The 23,977-nt window shown below is 68.3% G+C and carries 23 protein-coding genes; 15 read left to right on the forward strand and 8 right to left on the reverse strand.

Annotated elements, in window-relative coordinates; translation table 11 throughout:
• Positions 1-84: 84 nt before the first annotated feature.
• Together OG718_RS47240 and OG718_RS47245 are read right to left on the reverse strand one after the other, a co-directional pair.
• Complete coding sequence (locus OG718_RS47240) at positions 85-558, reverse strand: GNAT family N-acetyltransferase (protein WP_260694909.1); 474 nt, start codon at positions 556-558, stop codon at positions 85-87.
• 155 nt (positions 559-713) lie between these two features.
• A complete protein-coding gene (locus OG718_RS47245; protein ID WP_328847076.1) occupies positions 714-1,184 on the reverse strand; it encodes an STAS domain-containing protein in 471 nt (156 codons plus the stop codon).
• Between the two features lie 919 nt (positions 1,185-2,103).
• Between OG718_RS47245 and OG718_RS47250 the strand changes: the two genes are divergently transcribed.
• The 8 genes from OG718_RS47250 to OG718_RS47285 all read left to right on the forward strand — a co-directional run bounded on the left by OG718_RS47250 (position 2,104) and on the right by OG718_RS47285 (position 9,350).
• Positions 2,104-3,006: a hypothetical protein gene (locus OG718_RS47250; protein WP_328847077.1), complete on the forward strand. Its 903-nt coding sequence runs from the start codon at positions 2,104-2,106 to the stop codon at positions 3,004-3,006.
• Between the two features lie 826 nt (positions 3,007-3,832).
• Positions 3,833-5,041 carry an ice-binding family protein gene (locus tag OG718_RS47255; protein ID WP_328847078.1) on the forward strand — a complete coding sequence of 403 codons (1,209 nt, stop codon included), beginning with the start codon at positions 3,833-3,835 and terminating at the stop codon, positions 5,039-5,041.
• A gap of 97 nt (positions 5,042-5,138) precedes the next feature.
• Entirely contained in the window at positions 5,139-5,906 is a 768-nt protein-coding gene (locus tag OG718_RS47260; RefSeq protein ID WP_328847079.1) for a DUF5819 family protein, read from the forward strand.
• The gene (locus OG718_RS47265) at positions 5,896-7,026 is read left to right on the forward strand and encodes an HTTM domain-containing protein (protein WP_328847080.1); all 1,131 of its coding nucleotides are present in this window, start codon (positions 5,896-5,898) and stop codon (positions 7,024-7,026) included. Before OG718_RS47260 ends, OG718_RS47265 begins: the two co-directional genes overlap by 11 nt.
• A gap of 804 nt (positions 7,027-7,830) precedes the next feature.
• Positions 7,831-8,109, forward strand: a complete 279-nt coding sequence (locus OG718_RS47270; RefSeq protein ID WP_143633730.1) for a hypothetical protein — start codon at positions 7,831-7,833, stop codon at positions 8,107-8,109.
• Positions 8,110-8,192: 83 nt separating this feature from the next.
• Positions 8,193-8,552, forward strand: a complete 360-nt coding sequence (locus OG718_RS47275; RefSeq protein ID WP_328847081.1) for an ANTAR domain-containing protein — start codon at positions 8,193-8,195, stop codon at positions 8,550-8,552.
• 41 nt (positions 8,553-8,593) lie between these two features.
• Entirely contained in the window at positions 8,594-8,950 is a 357-nt protein-coding gene (locus tag OG718_RS47280; RefSeq protein WP_143633734.1) for a PRC-barrel domain-containing protein, read from the forward strand.
• Between the two features lie 40 nt (positions 8,951-8,990).
• Entirely contained in the window at positions 8,991-9,350 is a 360-nt protein-coding gene (locus tag OG718_RS47285; protein WP_143633736.1) for an ANTAR domain-containing protein, read from the forward strand.
• 141 nt (positions 9,351-9,491) lie between these two features.
• On the opposite strand, the gene OG718_RS47290 is transcribed toward OG718_RS47285, so the two are convergent.
• Entirely contained in the window at positions 9,492-10,043 is a 552-nt protein-coding gene (locus tag OG718_RS47290; protein ID WP_143633738.1) for a GIY-YIG nuclease family protein, read from the reverse strand.
• A 345-nt stretch (positions 10,044-10,388) separates the two neighbouring features.
• Here OG718_RS47290 and OG718_RS47295 point away from each other — a divergent pair, with 345 nt between their 5' ends.
• Together OG718_RS47295 and OG718_RS47300 are read left to right on the forward strand one after the other, a co-directional pair.
• Positions 10,389-11,183, forward strand: a complete 795-nt coding sequence (locus OG718_RS47295) for a class II aldolase/adducin family protein (protein WP_223064903.1) — start codon at positions 10,389-10,391, stop codon at positions 11,181-11,183.
• 219 nt (positions 11,184-11,402) lie between these two features.
• The gene (locus OG718_RS47300) at positions 11,403-12,035 is read left to right on the forward strand and encodes a hypothetical protein (protein ID WP_260694912.1); all 633 of its coding nucleotides are present in this window, start codon (positions 11,403-11,405) and stop codon (positions 12,033-12,035) included.
• 390 nt (positions 12,036-12,425) lie between these two features.
• Here OG718_RS47300 and OG718_RS47305 read toward each other — a convergent pair whose 3' ends face one another.
• Positions 12,426-13,790 (reverse strand): serine hydrolase domain-containing protein, encoded by a 1,365-nt coding sequence (locus tag OG718_RS47305; RefSeq protein WP_328847082.1) that lies wholly within the window; start codon positions 13,788-13,790, stop codon positions 12,426-12,428.
• Positions 13,791-14,187: 397 nt separating this feature from the next.
• On the opposite strand from OG718_RS47305, the gene OG718_RS47310 reads away from it, so the two are divergent.
• Together OG718_RS47310 and OG718_RS47315 are read left to right on the forward strand one after the other, a co-directional pair.
• The gene (locus tag OG718_RS47310) at positions 14,188-15,543 is read left to right on the forward strand and encodes a sensor histidine kinase (RefSeq protein ID WP_328847083.1); all 1,356 of its coding nucleotides are present in this window, start codon (positions 14,188-14,190) and stop codon (positions 15,541-15,543) included.
• Positions 15,528-16,172 carry a response regulator transcription factor gene (locus OG718_RS47315; RefSeq protein WP_328847084.1) on the forward strand — a complete coding sequence of 215 codons (645 nt, stop codon included), beginning with the start codon at positions 15,528-15,530 and terminating at the stop codon, positions 16,170-16,172. The genes OG718_RS47310 and OG718_RS47315 overlap by 16 nt, the downstream gene beginning before the upstream one ends.
• A 667-nt stretch (positions 16,173-16,839) precedes the next feature.
• Here OG718_RS47315 and OG718_RS47320 read toward each other — a convergent pair.
• Both OG718_RS47320 and OG718_RS47325 read right to left on the reverse strand, forming a co-directional pair.
• Positions 16,840-17,208, reverse strand: a complete 369-nt coding sequence (locus OG718_RS47320) for a low affinity iron permease family protein (RefSeq protein ID WP_143633746.1) — start codon at positions 17,206-17,208, stop codon at positions 16,840-16,842.
• Positions 17,209-17,225: 17 nt separating this feature from the next.
• Entirely contained in the window at positions 17,226-17,642 is a 417-nt protein-coding gene (locus OG718_RS47325; RefSeq protein WP_328847085.1) for a hypothetical protein, read from the reverse strand.
• A gap of 594 nt (positions 17,643-18,236) precedes the next feature.
• On the opposite strand from OG718_RS47325, the gene OG718_RS47330 reads away from it, so the two are divergent.
• The 3 genes from OG718_RS47330 to OG718_RS47340 all read left to right on the forward strand — a co-directional run bounded on the left by OG718_RS47330 (position 18,237) and on the right by OG718_RS47340 (position 20,483).
• Entirely contained in the window at positions 18,237-18,587 is a 351-nt protein-coding gene (locus OG718_RS47330; protein ID WP_143633750.1) for a PRC-barrel domain-containing protein, read from the forward strand.
• Between the two features lie 211 nt (positions 18,588-18,798).
• Entirely contained in the window at positions 18,799-19,917 is a 1,119-nt protein-coding gene (locus OG718_RS47335; protein ID WP_328847086.1) for an NAD(P)H-dependent amine dehydrogenase family protein, read from the forward strand.
• Between the two features lie 86 nt (positions 19,918-20,003).
• Positions 20,004-20,483 (forward strand): carboxymuconolactone decarboxylase family protein, encoded by a 480-nt coding sequence (locus OG718_RS47340; RefSeq protein WP_328847087.1) that lies wholly within the window; start codon positions 20,004-20,006, stop codon positions 20,481-20,483.
• A 113-nt stretch (positions 20,484-20,596) separates the two neighbouring features.
• On the opposite strand, the gene OG718_RS47345 is transcribed toward OG718_RS47340, so the two are convergent.
• Both OG718_RS47345 and OG718_RS47350 read right to left on the reverse strand, forming a co-directional pair.
• The gene (locus OG718_RS47345) at positions 20,597-22,240 is read right to left on the reverse strand and encodes a GMC oxidoreductase (protein WP_328847088.1); all 1,644 of its coding nucleotides are present in this window, start codon (positions 22,238-22,240) and stop codon (positions 20,597-20,599) included.
• A gap of 379 nt (positions 22,241-22,619) precedes the next feature.
• Complete coding sequence (locus OG718_RS47350; RefSeq protein ID WP_328847958.1) at positions 22,620-23,948, reverse strand: glycoside hydrolase family 43 protein; 1,329 nt, start codon at positions 23,946-23,948, stop codon at positions 22,620-22,622.
• Between the last annotated feature and the right edge of the window lie 29 nt (positions 23,949-23,977).

Here is a 23,977-nt window from a genome sequence, read left to right on the forward strand (position 1 = left end):
TGCGCCTTCGAGGCCCGAGCGTTTGTGCCTCGTGTGTGCCTCACTCCTGGTCTTCCCGCGGCCATGGGGCCCGTGCCTGGTGCGTCAGGGATCCAGCTCCGCCGCCGTCGGTTCTCCGCGGGGGAGGACCAGTGCCCTCAGCACTGCAGGGCCCGGTGGTCTGTAGACCAGGCCGATGCTGCGCCATCCCCGCGACTGGAACCCGGCACAGGCCGCACGATGGGTCCGGTCCACGAGGGTCGCGCCCAGCAGGGCGCGGTGGTCGGTGAGCAGCCGCTCCTGCAGACGGTCGGCCAGGCCCTGGTGCCGCTCGGTTGGGCGGACAAGCATCCCGCGGATGGCGAAGACCCGTCCGGACGCGGTGAGTTGCTCGACGTCTTTCGGGAGCGTCCCCCGGAATCCGCTCCACCAGGAACCGTCACGCGGCACGGGGAATCCGTACGCGCACCCCACCAGGTCCGGTGCCTCAGCGGTCAGCATGGCGAACCCCGGTCGCCAGATGTCACGTGTGAGACGGCGCAGGAAGTTCTGCCGGCCGCGGTACTCCCGACCGGGCACTGTGGCGCAGGACTCCTCATACAGGTCCGCCAGATCCTCCTGAAGCCCCTCGGCCTGCCAGCGGTTGAGGCGGCGCAGGCTCAGGGGTGCCGTGCGCGTGGCGGGTGGCTGGTGGCCTGCCCTTATGGGTGATCGGGTCGGCCTGGGCGGGGCCGTCACAGCACACCGCCCAGGCGAGGGGGCCAGGCCGGGGCGACTCGGTGTGCGGCCTCGTACAGGGGAGGGAGCTGTGAGGGAGGCCGGCTTCCGGCGAGGGCGTCCGGGAGAGTGAGGAAGAGCGAGCCGGAGCCGGTGAGGGTGACGAGGCGTTCCAGCGCCGGGCTCGGGTGGAGTAGTCGTAAGGACCCTCCGGCCGCGGCGGTGTGCAGCAGGGAGTACAGGAAGGCGTTGAGGCCGCTGCAGTCGCAGAAGGTCACGCCGGTTACGTTGACGTCGATGGCGCGGATGCCGTCGTGCAGGCACCGTTCCAGTGACGCGCGCACCAGGGGTGCCGAGTTCAGGTCGATCTCGCCGGTCAGGGTGACCAGTGTCCGGTTGCCGGTGTCGTGCCGGTGGACGTTCAGAGCGGGTGGGATGCGCATGGGCAGGGTGCCTCGGTTCACGGGACCGTGCGGGACTTCGGGCACGGTCGTACTGTGGTGCGGGCAGGTGAAGGGCCGGTCCAGCAGCGGATGTTCAGGGGCGTAGGACTCAGCCGGTCCCTCGGGGATGCGCAGGTCGACCGGACGAACGATCCGCTCGCCGCAGGCATGTACACCAAGCAGCGCTGGTCCGCCGGGGTCTGGGGACGTCCGTACGCAGCATAGCCCTGGGGCCGGTCCCGCGGTTGGCCCGGGAGAGGGGTACCAGGATGTTTACACGGCGGTGATCGGGCGGCCCCGATACGTCCCGCTCTGGACACGGGTGGGCGGTGGCCCGCCGATCCGTGTGACAGGCTCGCAGTGCTGCCCACCGACGCGGTCAGCGATTCGGCTTCGTCGCCATGCCGGTTGTGTGAGCGCCGCCTCTGACAAGGGACCGGCGCTCGGCCGAGGGCGGGCGGCATCGGTGAGTGCCATGCGCGGCCGACAGCCACCGGCTGCGGTCACTGCTCGCAGATGAAACACCGTCAGCGGGGCAGCCGTCCCGTGTAGCGCAGGCACCACTGAAGGAGCCTTGCATGCCTCTGTCCTTCAACAAGGCCACTCGGACTTACCCGGGGTGCGCCTGAACATCAACAAGGGCCGGTCGGCCACCATCAGGAGCGGGAAGCACGCGCATCGCAGCGTCGACACGGGTGGGCAGCCTGCCGAGTCGGTCCACCTGCCCGGTGCGTCCTCTTGGCGGCGCACTCCCCGCCGGGGCCGCTGACCGTCCCCGGGCCCGGCGTCCGTGGTTTCCGAACAACCTGTGGGGCCTTGTCGAGTTCTCCGCAGGCGGTGCCGACGCACGCTCAACTGGTCCTGCAGAGCTCGTGCCTGGGCCGGTGCGCATCGGCCGATCTCGTCCGATGCGCACAGTTCCACCCTGCAGGAGGACGCTTCCACGCGACCGCGAATCGCTCCCATGACCTCCATCAAACCTCGCGTCAACCTCGCTGCGAGCGGGGACAAGTCCGGCCGTCACGCGGTGATCGCCGGGCACCGAAACTATCAAGGGATATTGATGGAGAACCTCATAGACGAAGAGGAACGGGCGCCCAAGCGCAAGGTGCTCGACCTGACTGTTGTGCAAGTAGTGGCGAGCGCACTCGCGACCGTGGTGGGCGCCGTGCTGGCATCCCTGCTGGGGGTGACCGGGACGATCATCGGCGCCGCTGTGGTCAGTACCAGCGCGACCACCGGCGCGGCGGTCTTCTCGCATGCGTTCCGACGCACGGGCGAGGGGATCCGTGGCCGGGTGCCGCCCGTAGGAGTACCGAGGACACCGGGCGAGGAGCGGGCGGAACACCGCGCGGACGCCCGGGCGGCGTTCGGCCTGTCGGCGGACGCTGCGGCCGCCGACCCGGCACCGCCTCACACGCCCCCCGAAACGCCCCCCGAAGATGAGTCGGTCACCACCTATCGGGGCGGCTCGGCCCGGGGGTCCATCGGCTGGAAGAAGTACGCCCTGGCGACGGGCCTGGTGTTCGCCCTGGCGATGGTCACGGTGACGGCGGTCGAGCTGATCATGGGCAAGCCTGTCGCGGCCGTGGTCAAGAACGAGCCGGGCAGGGGAACCTCGGTGGGCGGTGGCACGGCCGGTACCCCCGGTCCAGCCGACAGCGGCACACCGACCCCGGATGCGTCCAGTGGCACGGCGCCGCAGACGAGCATCTCTGCTTCGCCGGATAGGAGTTCGGCGCAGGAGACCAGTTCTGGTCCCAGTCCCAGCTCCAGCCCCACCTCCAGTTCCCGGGCCTCGGTCTCGTCCGTGCCGTCCAGCGGCGGTGCCGTGAGCAGTTCCGACGGCACCGCTGATGAGCGATGAGGAGCCGGTGCGGAATCTCTTGAATGCGGGCCTTCGCCGGCGGAGGGGGCGTCGCTTTGCAAGCGTTGAAGCGCCTCTTGTGTTGTGCCGGCGGTCGAGGCAGCGAATCCGGCGTGACACGCCGGATTCGCCCTTCCGGACGGTTGCGCGCGCGGGTGAACCAACGCATATTCGATATTAATACGGTCAGTGCGGCTCGGGTGTGCTCGTGCGTCGTATTGACCCGTCCCTTCTTGGGTCTTCATGCGTCGAATATCTTGATGTGGCGGCGTGATCATGGCGGGCATATATTCCGCTGTTGCTCGATCACGCTTGCACTGCCCGCAAGGTCAGCAAACGGGTTCGCTCCTGGTGAAGCGCCCAGGGCGATTTCCTTCGGTGATCCCGGGCGGGGGTCTGCGCGATCTTCTTGTGGTACGTGCCCGTTCGGCCGGTAGTGGCTGGCCGTCTCCCTGCAGAAGATCGTCCTGGGGAGGGCTCTGCCTGGCCGGCCGGGGCAGGAAATCAGTACCATCCAGCCCAATAAGTATTTCTATGCATTTCGCGACCCGCTTGCCGATTCCAGCAATTCCGCTCGAATGAAGCGCAGTCGCGATTCCTCTCCTGCGTAATATGCCAGCGACAGAAACAGGCGATTCCGTGCGACCGAGAACCGCCAGGCAGGCACCATCCCCTCACAGGAGTTGGCCCCTCGATGACGCTGAATATCCCTGAAGCGCCACTACGGCGCACCATGTCGGTGTGGATCGCCGCGGTAACGTCCGTGGCAATCGCCGCGGCCGTAATCGCGGTGACGCCGACACGCGCAAATGCCGTTGCCACCCCTGTGCCTCTGGGCACGGCAGCGAGTTACGGAGTGCTGGGTGGTGCGACGGTCACCAACACCGGCCCCACCATCGTCAACGGTCTCAACGTCGGCGTGAGCCCCGGGCCGGCCATCACCGGGTTCTTCGCCTCCGACGGAGGGCCCGGCATCGTGACCCCGCCCGGGGCTCTGCACACTACCGATGCCCACGCGGCCCAGGCCAAGGAGGACACGATTGCGGCGTACAACCAGGCCGCCGGACAGACTCAGACAGACGCGGTGTACAACGCTCCCCACGAGTACGGTGGCCAGACGCTGACGAAGGGCCTCTACAGGGCGGCCAGCTCCGCAGCGATCACCGGCACGCTCACCCTGGACGCCGAGGGCGACCCCAACGCCGTCTGGGTGTTCCAGATCGGTTCGACTCTGACGACGGCAGCCGACAACAGCACGGTGAGCCTCGTCAACGGTGCCTCGCCGTGCAACGTGTACTGGCAGGTCGGCAGCTCGGCCACGCTCGGTACCGACACCTCGTTCGTGGGCACCATCCTGGCCGACACCTCGATCAGCGCCACCACGGGAGCGACCATCAACGGCCGGCTGCTGGCCGATGCTGGCGGACGCGGTGACGGCGCTGTGACGCTGGACTCCAACAGGATCTTCCAGGGATCGTGCGGGACCGGCGGCACCACCGGCGGTCTGATCACGGGTGGTGTGATCGCCGGTGCCACGAGCGCCGGCACCTCGGGCAGCACCACGGTCGGTGTCATCGGCGGTGTGCCGACGGGCGGCGGAACCGGCGGAACCCCGGGCGGTCTTCTCGGCGGTGTCCTGACGTCCGGCGGTACCTCTGGTGGCGCTCTGGGCGGCCTCGTCGCGGGCGCCACTTCGGGTGGTGCCCCAGGCGGTGCCACAGGCGGTGCCCCGGGCGGCGCCACGGGTGGCGGCAACGGTGGCAACGGTGGCCACGGCGGCGCGACCGGTGGGAACGGCCACGACCATCACGGCGAGAAGCCCGGCAAGCCCGGTCACCACGACCACGGCGGGAAGCCCGATGATCACGGCAGGCCCGATGACCACGTTGATCACGGCAGGCCCGATGACCACGGTGATCACGGCAAGCCCGACGACCACGGTGATCACGGCGGGAAGCCCGATGACCACGGCAAGCCCGACAAGCACGATGGACATGGCGGCGATCACGGAGATCACGACCAGAAGTCTGCCTGACTCCATGTGAGCGGGCAGGACGGGCGGCGCGCGGCGGATCGTCATCGACTCCGTCGCGCGCCGTCGGTCGAATCTCAGGAGAAGCGGAGAAGCCGGAATGGAAAGGCCGGGTGGGGCCGTGCAAGGCGGCGTTGAAACGGTGGATGTCGACGAAGCGGACCGGCCCGGCGCCGGGCCGGCCCCGGACAAGGGCGGAAGACCCGTCGCGGCCCAAGGGATTTCGGGCCATCGGCCCCGCCCCGCGAAGGTCCTGAAGGCGGGAACGGGAGCCGCCGTGGTCCTGTGCCTGGCGACAGCCCTGGTCCATGTGCTCCTGGTGTTTCTGCACGTGGCACCCCAGAACCCCCTCTCTCAGCAGTACAGCCGTCAGGTCAACGCGTGGGTGCTCCCGCTGTTCGAACAGAACTGGCGGCTCTTCGCGCCGGATCCGGAATCGGTCAACCGGCAGATCTCGGCGAGGACCATGCACACCGCCCCGGACGGGAATGTGCAGGTGAGTGACTGGTTCGATCTGACGGGCGTGGACAACTCCGCGGTGAGGCACCAGGTCTTCCCCAGTCACACGGCGCAGAACATGCTGCGGCGGGCCTGGAGTTCGTACCTCGAGACCCACGGTGGCGACGATCAGCCTCGCTCGCAGCGGGCGCTGATGATCCAGCGGTACTTGACCAACATCGCGGCGGATCGCATCTCCGGCCACCGTGGCGGCACGTTCGAGTCCGTCCAGCTACGGGTGATCACCGTGCCCATCGCCGCGGCCGCCGCTCCTGCAGCAGCCGGCGGGTCCGGCTCGGCCACAGCCACGCCGACGCCTGCCGATACGCGGTATCTGCCCTGGTGGAAGGTTGACTCCCATGGAAACTGAGCAGACACGCTCGCCGCACGGGCGTCTCCCTGAAGCGACGGACGCAGGCGTGCTGCGCCGCGTACCGGATCGGATCGGATCGTTGCTCACCGTCCTGACCGAGCGGCCATTGTCCCTCTACGCCGCGGCGGTGCTGCGTATCGGCTACGGACTTCTCTATCTCGCCTTCCTGCTACGCGAGTTTCCGCACCGCAACGAGATCTGGGGCCCCGGATCACCGTGGACCCCCGAGCTGGCCGGGCAGCTCTTCGACCAGACGGGGTGGGCCAGCATCCTCACCCTGTCCGACAGCCGGCCGTACTTCGAGGCCTGCTACGTGGCAGCCCTCATCACGTCCGCCCTGTTCATGCTGGGCTGGCGGACCAGAGTGATGTCCGTACTCTTCGCCGTCGTGGTCGCGTCCTTCCACGCCAGAGCGATCTTCATGACCGACGGAGGGGACAACCTCATCCTCCTCATGGCCATGTACCTCGCCTTCACCGCGTGCGGTCGCCGCTGGTCCCTGGACGCGCGCAGGGCCCGGCTACGAGCCTCCGCGGAGACGACGAAGAGCAGCGCGGCGGGCCTGGACGCAGGTGAGCTCAGGCATCAACTGGGCGCATCTCGCCGGACTTTGACTGCAGTGCTCCACAACTGCGGCATGTTCGTCATCGCGGCCCAGGTCTGCTTTCTCTACGGGTCCGCGGGTCTCTACAAGGTGCAGGGCGGCTCCTGGGGCAACGGGACCGCCCTCCACTACGTCCTGAACCTCGACCTGTTCCGGCCCTGGCCCGAACTCTCACTCCTGGCCGACGAGCACGACGTACTGATCGCCATCGCCTGCTATCTGACGGTGCTGCTGCAGGTCGCGTTCCCGTTCGTCCTGTTCGGACGGCTCAAGTACCCGGTCCTGACCATGCTGTTGGGCATGCACCTGGGGATCGCGGTGCTCATGGGACTTCCTCTCTTCTCCGGCGCGATGATCGTGGCGGACGCCGTGTTCCTGCCCGACGGCTTCTACCGGAGCCTGGGACAGTTGTTTCGGCGCGTTGGGCGGTCGACCCATGTCAGGGAGGCGGCGGTCTCGCCCCGCGGAGAGTCGGTACTCGTGCCGCCGCAATCCGCATCGTCGAGTCACTGAGGGCCCTGAAGCCTGCGGGGTGGTGTTCACGTGACGTGACCACGCCGCCGCCGCGCCCGCGCCTCGTGAAGCCGACGATCCGGACGGCCAGCAGCACGGCACGCGGTCACGGGGACAGTGTCTGCGTTTCGCGGGATCAGGGCGAAGCGGAAGGTGGAAGGCCTCGCCCGGAGAGTCCCGGAGCGCTGTAGCGCCCCACGCCTGCCGTCAGTCAACGCTTGGCTCCCTTTCTTGCCAAGGTAGCCCCGGCGCCGGGGAGTTCTGGGAGCTGGACAGGGGCCGCTGGGGTGAACGGAGCCTCGACGGGGGCTTCGGCCGGCTCGATGGGCGGGGGCGGCAGGACATGGTCCTCCCACCAGGACAGGCCCAGCACGGTGGCGAGCAGGACGAAGGGAGCCGAAACCGGAACGATCAGCGCGTACATGTGTACCGCCTGTTGATGCGTGCGACGCGTCGGGCAGCGGATCGTTGCCCGTTCGGAGCGCATCGGGGCCGCGCCGGGGATCACAGGACGACGGACGCGTGCGGGAACGCCCTCGATCGTGACGCGGATGATTCCGGAACCGATGCGCAGGGTGCGCCCCCTGGGGAGCGCGCTGGCGGTGCGACGCTGCCGGGGGCCGGGGCGGCACGACGCACGCTAGCCCTCCCCGCATTTCCCGGATAGGTGTCAAGGAGCCATCCACGCCGGGCAGTACGCAGTCACGTCGCACGGTATCCGCAATCTTCGGCCAGGACTACGCTGGGCAATGAGGCCCCAGACCCCGGTGTCGATGCTGTGTCCCGCTCCCGGGGAGGCCCGCCGTGTTCGTCCTGCTACTCGTCCTCATCCTGGTCCTGTTCGGCCTCGGCTTCCTCGATCCCATCTGGTGGGTGGCCGCAGCGGTACTGGTCTTCGGTGCCGCCCGATACGGCCGCGATCACGGCGGGGGCCTCGGCCGCAACAACAGGTCCGATCTCGGGGACTACCGGGTCTATGAGCAGCGCCGGGATCGTCAGGACCGCTGGGACCGCCGCTACACCCGCCGGCACCGAGCGCGCTGGAGGCGCGAGGACCGGCGGGACCGCGAACGCCGCAGGTGACCCGTGAAGCGACCCAGCAGTCAGCGAATCCGGAACGGCTTCAGCCGGGACGGACACGTCGAGAGCCTGGAGAGGTACATGCCATGGAACGCACAAGCGTGATCCAAGAAGAGCGATGGGATCTGAAGGCCGAGATCTCGTGGGGGAACGTGCCGGTCAGCCAGGACGTCGTCGCGCTGCTCGCCGAGAACGATCAGCTGCGGCGGGCCATGTCCGGCCGTGTGGTGATCGACCAGGCGTGCGGCATGGTGATGGCGCTGACCCCCTGCCGCCGTGGTGCGGCCAGGAACCTGCTGGTGGATGTCTCACGACAGTGTGAACTCAAACTCCGGGAAGTGGCCGCGGCTCTGGTCGCCACCTCGGAGGGCAAGCCGCTGCCGGGGCAGATTCAGCGGGCGCTGCGCCGTGCGCTCCGGCGGCTGCATGCGGCAGACCTGCGATGAGGTTCACGCCGACCAGCCAAGTCCTTCGGTAGGGAGAGGCCATGATTCACGCAGCCGATGTCAGGGAGTGGCGCAACCTCGATGTCGTCGATACCGAGGCCCACAAGATCGGTGTCCTGGAAGCGGTCTATGTGGACACCACCACCGACGAGCCGGCCATGGCCACGGTGCGGACCGGTCTGCCCACCCGGCACCGTCTGGTGTTCGTCCCCCTTGAGGACGCGATCGTCGGGCCGGGCTACCTCAAGGTCGGCTACGTCAAGGCGCTGGTGAAACAGGCTCCTTCGATCGGCACCGACGACGTGCTGCCCGCCGAGCAGGAGGAAGCGATCTTCAAGCACTACGGACTGACCTACAAGCCCGGTGCGGCCGGCGAGCGGCAACTGGCGCGCCGCTGACCACCTATGGACAGGATGGCCGCGTTGTGAGGTACGCAGCATGCACCAAGTGACCACGCACCGCGAGGTACAGCCGCTGTCGACGGCTGGGACGTCGACGGGGGACGATGCCCTGGCTGTCGAGGTTCTCCAACTGCGCGCCAAGAATGAGCAGTTGAGCCAGGCGCTGGTGAGTCGTTCGGTGATCGACCAGGCACGCGGAATGGCGATGGTCCTGGCCCCGTGCTCCAGTGAGCGAGCCTGGGACCTGCTCGTGGACGTGTCGCAGCACTGCAACGTCAGACTCCGCGACGTGGCCGCGGCCCTGGTCGCAACCGCGAAGGGCCAGGAACTCCCGGAGGCGATACGGCGCGAGTGGCGTCGCGCATTGCGACGCCTTCACGCGGCGGAGCGGCGGTGACGGCTCAGAAGCAGAGAGACCGAACTGGGACCGAGGCCACTGGGTCTTGCGGCGCTCGGCTTCGGCTTCCCTGCCCTGGTGGTTCTGCGAAGCATCCGAGTCGCCCTGACCCGCTCGCCGTTGGCGCCGGTGTCCCGGGACCTACGCCTTGGGCGGGCGCGGGCCGGCGCTGGCGTAGTACGTGTTCCGTGCCTCCTGGACTCGGTCCCGTGCCGGGCCGTGTGCCGCGCCATCGAGATTCAGGGGCGGACACAGGCCGGAGATGAGTGCGGTCTCCAACGGGACGGGATCGGGGTGCTCGGCCCAGGTGAGAGTGAGATGGCGATGCATCCAGTCGGTGAGGCGCCGCTCGTCGTCGGGGATCAGGATCACGCGGTCGGTCCAGGTCGTCCGGTAGCCCTCGGTCGGCATGAGCAGTCCGGCCAGTGTGCGGCGCAGGGTGGATCCGCCGGAGTGCCTCAGATGGTTACCGGTGATCCGCGTGCGAAGCCGGGTGGCCTTGCCGAGATACAGCAACCGCCGCCCGGGGTCGCCCGAGTTGGCCGGTCCCGAGAACGTGGCAAGGACGCTCGGAGGCGCCCACCAGGCGTACAGACCCGAGGCTTTGGGCAGCGCGGTGCTCGCGGCGTCAAGAACTCGCGGCGTGGCAAGCAGGGCGGCCGTGACCTGACGAAGAGCGGCGTCATCGAGCATGGGCCGCACCCTAGGCGACGTACGGCAAGTGCGTTGTTGTTCTGCGGCGTTGAGCAGCATGAACGGCCGAGGAACCAGAGGTCCTGTCGGCCCGGGCGCATCACGCGTCGGCCTCGGCCGCCTCGTCGGGCAGCCAGTGCAGGGCGAACCAGAGTTCCATAGGAGACGTCCTCCCGGTCCGGCGGCATCACGCAGGACTGTCGGAATCATCCAATGGGCGGCTCCACATTGGACAGAACCGCCACTTCGGCGCCAGCGCGTACGCCGATACGGTCATGCCACTCCCAGGGTTCCCACGCTCCCAGGGCAACCCGGCCCGGCCCCGCACCGGAAAGAGAGTCACCGATGACCGAGCTGTCCCTGCGCCCCGACCGCACCACCGGCCCGATCGCGTCCGGTGAGGAACTGCGACTGCGCCGCGAACTCGCCGCGGTCTACCGTCTCGTGGCGCACTTCAGGATGACCGACCTGATCTTCACGCACATCTCCGTCCGGCTCCCCGGTCCGGAGCAGCACTTCCTGATCAACCCCTACGGCCTCCTCTTCGACGAGATCACCGCGTCGAACCTCGTGAAGATCGACCTGACCGGCCATCCCGTCGAGGAATCCGCTCACCCGGTCAACCCCGCCGGCTTCGTCATCCACAGCGCCATCCACGCCGCCCGGTCCGACGCCCACTGCGTCCTGCACACCCACACCAAGGCCGGCTGCGCCGTCGCGGCTCAGGAACACGGGCTGCTCCCGCTCAACCAGATCTCCATGGAGTTCTACGGCAGGCTCGGGTACCACGACTACGAAGGCGTCGCCCTCAACCTCGCCGAACAGCAGCGCCTCGTCGCCGACCTCGGGGGTCATCCCGCGATGATCCTGCGCAACCACGGCCTGCTCACCGTCGGTGAGACGCCCGCCCAGGCCTTCCTTCGCATGTACTACCTGGACAAGGCGTGCGAGATCCAGACCGCGGCCACTGCGGCGGGCACCGGGCTCGTCATCCCCAGCCCCGACGTCTGCGAACTGACCGCACGTCAACTCGCGGGCGAGGACGACAGCTCGGACCTCCAGGACGACAAGGCGTACGAGCTCGCCTGGTCGGCCCTGCTCCGACTGGTCGAGCGCATCGCCCCCGACTACAAGGACTGACCCGAAGGCGAGGGCGGGGACGGAGCGGTACGGGCGGATGCCGTCATCGCGGCACGCTGCGGGCGCGGTGATCGGCGGCCGCGCATCCCGACGCTCCAACGGCGAACCGTTCCGCTGCGCATTTCGTCTCCATGTTCGATACGGCACCTCACGTGAGATGCCTGGGGGTGCCATCGAGGCATATGGATCTCCAGGGAAAGGACTGCCAGAACGGTGTTAGTGAGCCACAGGAAGAGGACCGTCGGCTGGATCGCCGGAGGCGCGCTGGCGGCGACGCTCGCGGGTGTCACGGGGTGCTCCAGCGATTCGGACCCCGCCGCGGACAAGGAGCCGACCGCGAGCAGCTCGTCCGCGGCCGACGCGGAGAACGCGGGGAAGGGGAAGCAGAAGGACGGTTCGGCGGCGCAGCCCTCGGCGGGCGGCCAGTCCACAGCCGAAGGTGCCGTTGCCGCGTGGGTCACCGCGGTCATCAAGGGGCAGCCGAAGCAGGCGTGCCTGCTGATGGGGGAGCCGGCCACCGATTCGTCGCCCGCCCGAGCCGGTACCGCTGCGAGGTGCGACAGCGACGAGCCCGAGGTCCGGCAGATGCAGGACAACATCGGCGAGATGCGTACGTCGTTCATGCCCGAGCCGCCCACGGACAACCCGAAGGTGGAAGTCGCCACCGTCCAGGCCACCGGCGACAAGGCAGAGGTCCCCGCCGACAAGGTCACGGTCGAAGGGAAGACCCTCGACAAGATCATCCTGTCCCACTCCACCGGGGTGGAGGCAGGGCAGTTGGACGTCAGCATGGAGTCCACCAAGATCGACGACGCCTGGTACGTGACCAATCTCGATTTCAACATCGGCTAGTCCCGTGACCGGGAAGGCTGCCCGGTCGGGTGGTCAGGCCGCTGGTCACGGCGGTCTGCCACCCACGGCCCGTGCAGGCGCCCTCGGCATCTCGGCTTCTTCGGTTCGGCCGGCGAGCCGGGCCGAGTAGGAGTCCGGTGGGCGCGGCGGATCCGGCGGCGGCGTCGACCTGGCGAGTCAGGGGGGTTCGTCACCGGCCGCCGCGTCATGGCCGTGGACGGCCGGCGCCGACCACGGCGGGTTCGCCCCTGTTCACCAGCGAGGCGAGGTCCCTGTTGGAGCGCAGATCAGCGCAGGTCTGCTCGACGTGGATGCGGTCTCGGGGTGCCTGCGGGCTCAGGAGTCAGCCGGCGGCCGGCCGGAGGCAGGGGACGCGGGTGCTGTGGGGAATCAGGAGTCGGTCGGCGCGGACGGGGGTGTGGTGGGGATCGGCTTGTCGAGCATGGTGCACACTGCGGCGTTCACCAGGGCCTGGTTGGCGGCGGCAGTCTCAGGCTTCGCGATGCCGAAGATGGTCGTGGTGAAGACCGAGACCGTGCGCCGGCCGGTGGCGTCGGTGTAGTCCTCGCTGGAGTAGCCCGGGACCTGGCCGTTGTGGCCCCAGACAGTGCCACAAGGGGTGACCACCTTCTCCAGGCCGAGCCCGTAGCGGCGGTTGGGGATCTCGGCCTCCTCGGCGACGGTCGTCTTCATCTCCTTGAGCTGGGCGGGCGGCAGGAGCCTGCCGGACAGCAGTGCGCTGTCGAAGCGAGCCCAGTCCCGTGCGGTGGAGACCATGCCGCCGGCGGCCCACTGCGTGCTGGAGTTGATCCAGGTGGTGTCGACGTATCCCGCGGACCGGGCCGGGCCGGCGAACGCGGTACCGGCGGGCGCGTACGGGGGGAGCAGTGGGGCGATACGGTCGGCGTCCGGTTCGTAGCCGTGGGCCAGTGCGGGACTCTTTGCAGTGCCGGTGCCGGTGCCGGTGCCGGTGCCAATCTTGGTGTTGGGGCCCGTGGCCGTGCCCGTGCCGGTGGCCAGGTAGGTGTTCTTCAGGCGCAGCGGCTCTGCGATCCGCTGCTGGATCAGGTCGCCCAGGGTGTGTCCGGTCGCCTTCTCGGCGACGAGGCCGAGCGCGACGTAGTTGGTGTTGCTGTAGGTGTAGTCAGTGCCGGGCGCGAACAGCGGGTCGTGCCGGACTCCGGCGGCGATCAGCTCCCGGGGCGTCCACGCCCTGGAGTCCTGGCCGGTGAACGCCTTGAGCACGTCGGGGTCCTGTGTGTAGTTGAACAGGCCGCTGGTGTGGTTGAGCAGCATCCGCAGGGTGATCGCGGACCCGTTCGGGACGAGGCCGGGCAACCACTTCTCGACCGGGTCGGTCAGCTGGATCCGGTGTTCGGCGACCAGTTGGAGAACCACGGTGGCGACCATCGTCTTGGTGTTGGAGCCCATCCGGAACGCGTCGCTCGCGGCGAGCGTGTGGTCGGCCCTGGTCCAGGGCGCCTGCCGGGCGATCTCGATCACGTGCCCGTCGCCCTTGTCGACCCGTACGACAATGCCGGGAGCTCCGGCGTCCACGTCCTGCTGGGCGAGCTCTGCCAGTCGGGTCTCCTGGGCTGCCACCACGCCGGACCGTGCGGTGGTCGGGGTGCGGGCGGTGCCCTGCGCCGTGGCGGACGACTCGCAGGCCGTGAGCGTACCTGTCAGTGCCGTGGCCAGGGCCAGCATCAGGTATGCCCGCCGAGCGGGTCGCGGGTATGGGGTGTTGCGGGGCATGAGGTGTCCTCCTGGGCATTGGGGCATTGGGACATGGGGCATTGGGGCGTGGGCGGATCGAACGCGGGGTGTGAGGCGTGGGGCCCGGGACGACCGGGTCGTGCGAGGACCGCATCCCTGTGAGGTCTGCCGCACCACACTTTCCGACCGCTCCAGCCTCCCGGCCACGGGGACGAGGAACACGGGTGCTGGGCCCCTGCGATGGTGGACATAACCCCAGTGCGCGGACTCGGGGCGGCCGGTCATCATCAACTTCTGGCCCGTGATGGTGGCCTGGCGTCGGCCGGTCGGTCGACGCGGCACCCATGCACGAACGATGGACCGACGCACGACGCACGACGCACGACGCACGACGCACGACGCACGACGATCGGCCGACGCACGACGATGGAGCGCGATGACTTACTCCGGCGAGCGCCACTCTCCCCGTGGCACACGGCAGTTGGGGGAACGACCGGCGACCGGCGTCGCCCCGCGCTCCCGTCTCGCTCTGCGTGCCGGTCTCGCCCAGCGGGTGAGCCTGTTGGGCTGGTCGCTGGTACTGCTGCTCGGCGCGGTCCTGGGTTTCGGCCTGGCCACGCTCTGGATCACCTCGGTGTCGGTCGTCGCGCTCGGGGTCGGCATCCCGCTGGCCCTGCTCTCGACCGTCCTGGTGCGCTGGTTCGCCGACCTGCACCGCCAGTGGGCCGCCGACCGACTCGGTGAACCAGTGGCCCGGCCCTACTCGCCGACACCCGACGGCGGTTGGCCGGTACGGCTGTGGGCGATCCTGCGTGACCCGGCGACCTGGCGGGACTGGGCCTGGCTGGTGGCCAACTCGATCACCGGGTGGTTCACGTACGGGCTGTCGTTCCTGTTCTTCCTCTGCGGCGTCTTCTACCTGAGCTATCCGCTGCTGTACGAGCTGACCCCGCCTCAGGTGTTCCGCACGCCGCTGGGCAACGGCTTTCGTCTGGACAGCGTCCGGGATTCGTTTGCGCTGGTTCCTCTCGGCCCGGTGTTCCTCCTGCTCTGGTACACCACCGCCGTACGGCTGGCGAACCTCAACGCCCTGGTGATCCGCTCCCTGCTGGCGCCCACAGCGCAGGCACAACTACGGGCCCGCGTCGCGCAGTTGGCCGCCTCGCGGGCCGAGAGCGTGGACGCCCGGGCGGGCGAACTGCGCCGGATCGAACGGGACCTGCACGACGGCGCACAGGCCCGACTGGTGTCGCTCGGCATGAGCCTGGGACTGGCCGAACAACTCCTGCCCGACGATCCGCAGGCCGTCCAGCAGCTGCTGGCCGAGGCCCGCGCGTCGACGTCCACCGCGCTGGCCGAACTGCGGGACCTGGTACGCGGCATCCATCCGCCGGTGCTCGCGGACCGAGGCCTGGACGGCGCCCTGCAGGCCCTGGCCCTGGCCAACCCGATACCGACGACGGTGGTCACCCGCCTGCCCGGACGGTTGCCCGCGCCGGTCGAGTCCGCGGCCTACTTCGCCGTAGCCGAGGTACTGACCAACGCCATCAAGCACGCCCGGGCCCAACGCATCGAGATCGCCGTGGAGTTCACGCCCCACCCGGGCACGACGGCCGGGTTGTTGACGATGCGGGTGTCCGACGACGGCCACGGCGGAGCCCGTCCCGACGGCGGCACCGGCCTGAGGGGCATCGCGCGCCGCCTGGCGGCCTTCGACGGCACCCTGACCGCCGACAGTCCGCCCGGCGGACCCACCGAGATAAGGATGTCGCTGCCGTGCGCGTCGTCATAGCCGAGGACCTCGCCCTGCTCCGCGAGGGCCTGATCAGGATCTTCCACGCCAACGGCTTCGAGGTCGTCGACGCCGTCGACAACGGCCCTTCTCTGATCAGTGCGCTGACGACCCACCGGCCCGACGTGGCGGTCGTCGACGTGCGGCTGCCCCCGACCTTCACCGACGAGGGCCTGCGCGCCGCGATCGACGTACGCAAGCAGATCCCCGGCCTGCCCGTCGTGGTGCTCTCGCAGTACGTCGAGCAGCTGTACGCGAGGGAGTTGATGTCGGACCGCGCCGGGGCGGTGGGCTATCTGCTGAAGGACCGGGTCATGGCCGTCGGCCAGTTCGTCGCCAACGTCCGGCAGGTCGCCGCCGGCAGCACGGTCATGGATCCCGACGTGGTCGCCGCCCTCCTCACCCACCACTCGGCGGACCCCCTTCTGCTGGAGCTGACCCCGCGGGAGCACGAGGTGCTCTCGCTGATGGCCCAGGGCCGCTCCAACGCCGCCATCGCCGGCCGGATGTTCGTCAGCGAGAAGACCGTCAGCAAACACAGCTACAACATCTTCACCAAACTCGGACTCGAACCGTCCGAGGACGACAACCGCCGGATCCTGGCAGTCCTCGCCTATCTGGAAGGCTGAGCCGCCAGGCCCTGCATGACCGAGTGGCCAAGATCCGTACTGTGCACCAGTTTGCTGATCCCAATCCAGTTCGGCGTATTCATGGTGCCTGTCGTCTCGCGGTTCCGGTCGCCTCGCAGGCGAAGGTCAGGCCATGACAAACGCCTTGGCCGCCTATCCGTAGTCGGGCCGGACGGCGAGGAGACGGCCGAAAATGTGCAGCCGAGGAATTCGACGGCGGACAGGTCCGGTACGAGCGCTCCGCCAGCAGTTACGGATGCATGTCACAGCGGGGCAACAGAATCGCCGGAGCGGGCTGAAAGGCTTTGACGGGGGCACTCGGCTCTCTGCGGCACCGATGGGTGCCACTCCCCGAAGGAAAGAGAAAACCGTGTACATAGGTCTGGGTACCGTCGTCGTCATCATTGTCATCATCGCTGTCGTCATGATTCTGCGCCGCCGCTGACGCGTGCCCCTCGTGCCACACGATCAGCCTTGACCACAGCCCGCCCCGGATTCCCTTCCCCTGGATGCCCGGGCGGGCGTGGCCACGATCGGTGGAGGACAGTGGTGGTGCTGCGAGAACCGCGCGGCCTGCTCATTGCGTCGACCCGTGCACACGCCGTCGGCCTCACTGCGCACGACGACGGGCCGACCGCCCGTCATGTCATGGAGCGACCGGGGACGGTCAGGTCTGCTTCTCCATGCTGATGGCCTTACGGAGTTCCTCGCTCGCGGCTCCCGGTTCCTCCCGCCGGATCTCCAGCAACGCGGCGGCGATGGCGTCGAGTTTGCGCTGGATGGCGTGCTCGGCGCGCCGCTCGGAGTTCTTCAGCAGTGCCAGGAGCAGCAGTGACACGGCGGACATCGCCTCGCCCACCACCAGCAGCCACTGCGTGGGCAGCTTCAGCGCGTGCGCGGTGATCGCGGCGGCGACCAGAACGAGGCACACACCGAAGAAGGCGGGGGAGCTGGTGAAGTTCGAGGCGTGTTCCGCCAGCCTCGTGAACCGGCCCTGTCGGTCGCCGTCACGGTGGGCGGGGTGCTGAGGTGCCATGAGATCGCCGGCCGTTTTCACGAGGCCGGCCGGTCGGCGGGCGCGCCCAGGGACCAGCCGGAGACATCCCCGAGCCGTCCGCGCCACAGGGGAGCCGTCGTGGTCCCCGGCACGGACAGGAACGTGACGTCGATCAGGTGGATGAACGAGTGCAGTCCGTCGCCGGTATCCGGCTCCGTCTGTTTCAGGGCGGATCGGACGGTGTGCGCCAGATGTGCCATGTGGTCGGCGCGGTCCTGCGCTCCGGTGGCCGCCGACACCGTGGTCTCCCAACGGTCGGCCCACGTGCGGGACCCGACCAGACTGCCTGCGACGATCCCGCCGGGCGTGGTCAGACAGATCTTCAGGCTGGCATCGGGCTGCGCGTCGACCAGCCGCAGCAGGATCTCCAGATACGCGTCGACCGTCGGAGGGGCGGCGCCGTGTTCACTCACCACAAGTCCTTTCTGATACGTACTCCCGGGCCCAGGCGGACTTCGGGCCCTGTGACCAGGGGCTGTCGGGAGGGTGGGTGTCCGCCCGGCCACTGGTTCGGGTGAGACACGTGTGCCCGTTCACGTCGTCTGTATGTGACCGGCAGCGTCCTGGGCCGCCCGAAAAGCCTCGTGACCGACCACGAACGCGGCCCTCAAACCTGTTTGTCGGTTACGGGTTCTCCGTTGGTCCAAGTCGACTGAATCGGCTCGCTCGCACATCCGAAGAACAGATAGGGCTTCAGGGTATTTGAACGCATGACGGTTTGGATTCAGGGCACACGGTTTTCCGGAGTTCCGGAGGCGGCAAGCGAGGCCGCTGGTGCCGCTGGTATTTGAAGGCAGAGGTATTTCATGGCGGGGACGTCTGTTGTCCAGCGCCGGGGCGACGCCTCCGTCAGGCCTGGAGCCCGATCCCGCTCGCATTCCTGCACTGCGCGAACCCGGTGATGGTTACCGTCGAGAACGGTGGGCACTCGGGGCGAGAAGAATTCAAGAGGCAGCGGTCGCGATGACTTATTCGGCCGTGAAGCAATTGATGAAGGAGATGTATTCGTGAGTGCGGACATGTGGGGCTACCTGCCCGCCACCGGCTACACCGCCGGCAGCAGTCTGATCGGTTACAAGGTCGAGGCGACGGACGGGAGCATCGGCAAGGTCGACAAGCACTCCGACGACGTGGGAGCGTCCCACCTCGTGGTCGACACCGGGGTGTGGATCTTCGGCAAGCACGTCCTGATTCCTGCCGGCCTCGTCAGCGGCATCGACACGGCCGAGGAGAGGATCTACGTCGACCGGACCAAGGAGCAGATCAAGAACGCTCCCGAGTTCGACAAGGACAAGCACACCGGGGACGCGGGCTACCGCGAGGAGCTCGGTGGCTACTACGGCGGACACCGGGCGTGAGGCCTGGTTGTCCGAACGGCCTTCGCGGGTCATCGCCGGCAGAGGTTTCCGGCGATGGCCCACAGGGGGCGCGGGAGGTGGGGGTCCGCGAGGAGCACCCTTTCCGGTGGCGGTCATGCCTGTACAGGCGTTCCGCGGCCGGCCGGAGTCCGCTGCGGGAGGCCGGTGCAAGGGTATAGAAACTGACGACTCGTCAGGTTACGCTCCGCGCATGATTTCCACGGTGGTCTGGGGTACCGGAAATGTCGGCCGTGCGGCGATCCGTGCGGTCGACGCGCATCCGGCGCTCGATCTCACGGCGGTACTGGTCCACAGTCCCGGGAAGATCGGCCGTGACGCGGGTGAACTCGCGGGCCTGGACCGGGTTCTGGGTGTCGCGGCGACGGACGATGCCGCCGCGGTGCTGACAGCGGGGCCGGGGGCGGTTGTGTATGCGGCGTCGGGTGACATCCGGCCCGACGAGGCACTGACCGACATCGGCGCGGCGATCCGGGCGGGTGCGGTGGTCGTCACTCCGTCGCTGTATCCGCTCTACGACCAGCGCAACGCCCCGCCCGAGTTCCGCGACCCCGTGCTCGCGGCGATCGCGGGCGGTGGCGGGTCGCTGTTCGTGTCCGGTGTCGATCCGGGATGGGGCAATGACGTACTGCCCCTGCTGATGAGCGGACTCGGCACGGTCGTCGACGCCATCCGCTGTCAGGAGATCTTCGACTACTCCACGTACGAGCAGGAGGAGTCGGTCAGGCATCTGATCGGCATGGGCCATCCCATGGACTACCAGCCGCTGATGCTCGCACCGTCGATCCCGACCATGGTGTGGGGCGGTCAGATACGGCTGATGGCCAGGGCCCTCGGCGTCGAACTCGACGAGATCCGCGAGACCCTGCAGCGACGCGCGCTCGACACCACGGTGAGCACCCGGACCATGGGTGACTTCGAGGCCGGCACCCAGGGCGCCGTGCGGTTCGAGGTACAGGGCATCGTGAAGGGCGAACCCCGCCTGGTCATCGAGCACATCACCCGCATCCACCCGAGCTGCGCCCCGGACTGGCCGTCACCGCCCAACGGCGACGGAGCACACCGCGTGATCATCGAGGGCCGCCCGCGCATCGAGATCACCGTCGAGGCCACCGACGAGGGCGACAACCGCTCCGCCGGCGGGAACGCCACCGCTGTCGGCCGTCTCGTCGGAGCCATCGACTGGCTCGTGGACGCGGAGCCCGGACTCTACGACGCTCTCGACGTTCCGCTGCGCCCGGCGGTCGGCAGACTCGGCGCGCCTCCACCGATCGGAGCACCCGCGCCGATCGGAGCACTCGGAACCAAGTGACATCGACGCCGGCACCCCCTGTCGGCACCCCAAGGACGCGCCTGCGGCCCCGGCCGAGGCCGGGAACGTGGACGAAGGAGTCCCGGATGAACGTCGACATCCCCGAGGGCAAGGACCCGATCGAGTACGTGTGGGGCGACATGGTCCCCGGCATCGGGCCCGCCGCCGCGAACTTCTCACTGGCCGTCTACGCCCACACGACCCTGGGACTGCGCGAGTTCGAGGCCGCACGGCTTCGGATCGCGCAGATCAACGGCTGCCTCTTCTGCCTCGACTGGCGGACCGAACGGGACGGCCACAAGGTCGAGGACGACTTCCCCGACGCCGTCGAGCACTGGCGCACGACCGACGCCTTCGACGACCGCACCCGCCTGGCCGCCGAATACGCCGACCGCTACGCCCTGGACCACCACGGCCTCGACGAGGAGTTCTGGGACCGGATGACCACGCACTACAGCCAGACCGAGATCGTCGAACTGACCATGAGCCTCGGCTCCTGGCTCGCCTTCGGCCGACTCAACCGTGTCCTGGGACTCGATGCCATGTGCGTACTGCCGGGGCACTGAACCGGTCCGGGGCCGCCCGGCAGGGCCGGGCGGCCCCGATCTCGTCCCCCTCTCGTCCGCCTTCCGGGACGGGGTGCGTTCGTCTCCGCGCCGTGCACGCGCTCGGGTCGCCGCTACAGGTCCGCCGCGATGATCTTTTCGATGTTCCGTTCGGCGAGCGCCGTGATGGTGACGAACGGATTGACGCTGGTGTTGCCCGGGATCAGCGCGCCGTCGATGACGTACAGACCCGGATGTCCGTGCAGGCGGCCGTAGTTGTCCGTCGCCTTGTTGAGCACCGCGCCACCCAGGGGGTGGTACGTCAGGTGGTCGCCCCAGATCTTGTAGGCGCCGAAGAGGTCGGTGCGGTAGATCGTTCCCTCCTTGGCGTTGATCTTGTCGAAGATAGTCTTGGCCATGTCGATGGACGGCTGCTTCCAGGCGGTCTGCCAGTTGAGATCGACCTTTCCAGCCGACGCGTTCCACGAGAACTGGGCGCGGTTGGGGTTCTTGGTGATCGACAGATAGAACGAGGCGAAGGTCTCGATGCCGGTGGGCAGCGGGGCCACCTCGGCGAACGCGCCGCCCGCGGCCCAGTTGTCGATGCCGGAGCACGGGATGGACGACTGCAGGGCGCCGGTGGGGTCCCACAGGTGGTTGGCTCGGCCGCACATCACATTGCCGTTGTCGCCCCAGCCCTTTCCCACCTCGCTGTTGAGGCCCGGCAGCGCGCCCTTGGCCTTGAGCTCGACCAGCAGCTTGCTGGTGCCGACGCTGCCGGCCGCGAAGAACACCCGGTCCGCGGTGACGGTCTTGGTGGCCGTGGTGTTGCCGCCGGTGTCGAGCTGGTCGATGACGACCGTGTAGCGGCCGCCCGTCGCCGGAGCGACCGAAGTGACCTTGTGCAGCGGTGAGATGGCGACCCGGCCGGTCGCCCTGGCCCTGGCCAGATAGGTCTTCTGCAGGGACTTCTTGCCGTAGTTGTTGCCATAGAGAATCTCACCCGCGAGCGCGGACTTCGGTACGGTTCCGGCGGCCTCCTGCTCCATGTAGTCCCAGTCGTACACGTCGGGCACGAAGACGAAGGGGAAGCCCGAACGCTGGGCGTGCTTACGGCCGACCCGGGCGTACTGGTAGCAGTCGGCGGTCTCGAACCATGTCGGGTCGACCGTGCTGACTCCGAGGCCGGAGTTGGCGCGTGGGTAGTAGACGGAGTACATCTCGTCGGTGTTGACCGACGGCAGGACGGCGCCGAAGTTCTCCCGCCTCGGAGTGACCGCCATCCCTCCGTTGACCAGTGAGCCACCGCCTACGCCGCGGCCCTGGTAGACGATGATGCCGCCCATCTCCTCGGCGTCCAGGATCCCGGTGTGGCGAGGGACGTCCTTGTCGATGGGGAAGCCGAGGAAGTTGCTGAGCGGCTGCTTCGTCCTGGTGCGCAGCCAGTAGGAGCGGTAGTCGGGGCTCGTCGTGTTGGCGAAGATCTTGCCGTCCGACCCGGGAGTGTCCCAGGCCATGCCCATCTCGACCATGTGGACGTCGACACCCGCCTGAGCCAGGCGCAGAGCGGCCACGGAACCGCCGTAACCGGTGCCGATCACGAGGGCGGGCACATGCGTCCCCGGCTCGATGACGGCGGCTGCGGCTGTCGTGGCGGCATGTGCCGGCAGTACCTGACCGGCGAGTGCCGCCGACCCAAGAAGAGAACCAGTTCCAGTGATGAATCTTCGACGAGATACGCCTCTGAGGCGCGTCCCACGTGGGGAATCGTCGTTCATGCGCGGCTCCTCACTCTCCATAGAGTGAAACGGGTTCTAATACCACCCTCACGAGAAGTCACGCCATACCCTGAGGTAACTTACAAACGATCACAAATTGGGCATCACGTACAACACGAGATGACAGAGCATGACTGGAACACGCGTTGACACGGGAGGGTCGACCCTCGGTTGTCCCGCCGGAGCGGTCAGCTCAACAGCGGTCAATGCTCGACGCACACTGATTGTCAGGTGCGGAAGGCGTACTGCGAATCCGGCTCCGAGTGAGCTGTCCCGACCTGGTGCACGAAGGAAACGTGCACCAGGTTCAGCCGTCACCGGACGGAAGGGCAGGGGAACCCATGGCGCCGCAACTCGTCGGACGAGGTTGCCGCGCGGGTCAGAAGGGTGTCACCGCCACGAACGAACTGTCCTGGCGGAACAGGTCGGTGCCGTCCGACGGGGCGACGCGGAGCTGGTAGTTGTAGTGGCGCAGGTAGTAGCCGGGGTAGTTGTACGACTCCAGGCGTACGGAGGTGCCGGTGCGGGCGATGAAGGTGGCGTCCCTGGCGAACGTCGACGAGCCGTCGTTCGCGTCGAAGCGGGCCCGGAAGTCCCAGTGCCGCAGGTAGTTGCCGGCCGCGTTGCGGAACGAGTAGCCGTTCGCGTCGGCGAGGCCCGCCACGATCGTGAACGTGGACGCCTGCTTCTCCGCCGCCGTGCTGGAACTGGTCAGCACGGGCATGTTGAGCAGGGCGGACTGCTCCTGCCAGTAGCGGGTGGTGAAGTTGCCCGACCGGAGGTAGCGAGTGACGCCCGTCGGCAGGGTCACGCCACCGGACACCGTCTCCTTGACCACCGTGAAGTGGCGTGCCGTCCCCGAGATGCCCGGCAGTGTCTTCGGCGCGCTCCAGGTCGCGAAGGTGTCGTAGCTGTCGCTGTAGTAGTAGCTGCCGTCGCCGTACCCGTCGAAGAAGATCCGCCACGCGCCGTTGTCGAGCTGTATCAGCGCGGCCCCCTCCCGAGTGCCGCCCCAGCCCGCCCAGTTCCCGGTCCTGCTGATCGTGTACGGGCCGGCGAGCGCGGTGCTCGTGGCGTACTCGATGTACTTGGACGTCTCGTTCTTCGTGAAGGCGTGGTACGTCGAGCCGATCTTCACGATGAACGTGTCGATGTGGTTGGCGCCGATGCCGGACAGAGCAACCGGTGAACTCCACGCGGTGAGAGCGGAGTTGGTGGCCCTGAGCAGATACGGAGTGAAGATCCACTCGTCGCTGGTCACCGAGCAGGACACGATGACGTTCACGCTGCCGTTGCTGTCGATGAACCACTCCGGCGCCCAGGCGCGCGACAGGTTCGCGATCGGCACGGTGTAGTCGTACAGGAAGGTCCAGTTGCTGCGGTCCGAGCTGCGGGCGAAGCCGATGGTGGTGCTGGTGTCCTGCCAGGTGTGCGTGGTGTAGGTGATGTAGTAGTAGCCGTCCGTGTGCTTGAAGACGCTCGCGTCGCGGATGCGGCCCGCGGGCGGCGTGTACGCGGATGCCCTGAGGAGCCGGAAGTCCGTCGCGTCGTCGGACTGGTAGACGTTCACGGTGCCGTCGTTGCTGTTGAGGAACGGCACGATGGTGTAGCGGGTGGCCGATCCGCGGGGCGGCGCGGCCGCGGAGGCCGTGCCGAGCAGGCCGGGCAGCCCGCCCACGACGAGCGCCGAGGCCGGCAGGGCGGCCATCGCCCGCAACAGGCTTCGACGCGAGGGCG

The sequence above is a fragment of the Streptomyces sp. NBC_00258 genome (assembly GCF_036182465.1).
Classification (GTDB): Bacteria; Actinomycetota; Actinomycetes; order Streptomycetales; family Streptomycetaceae; genus Streptomyces.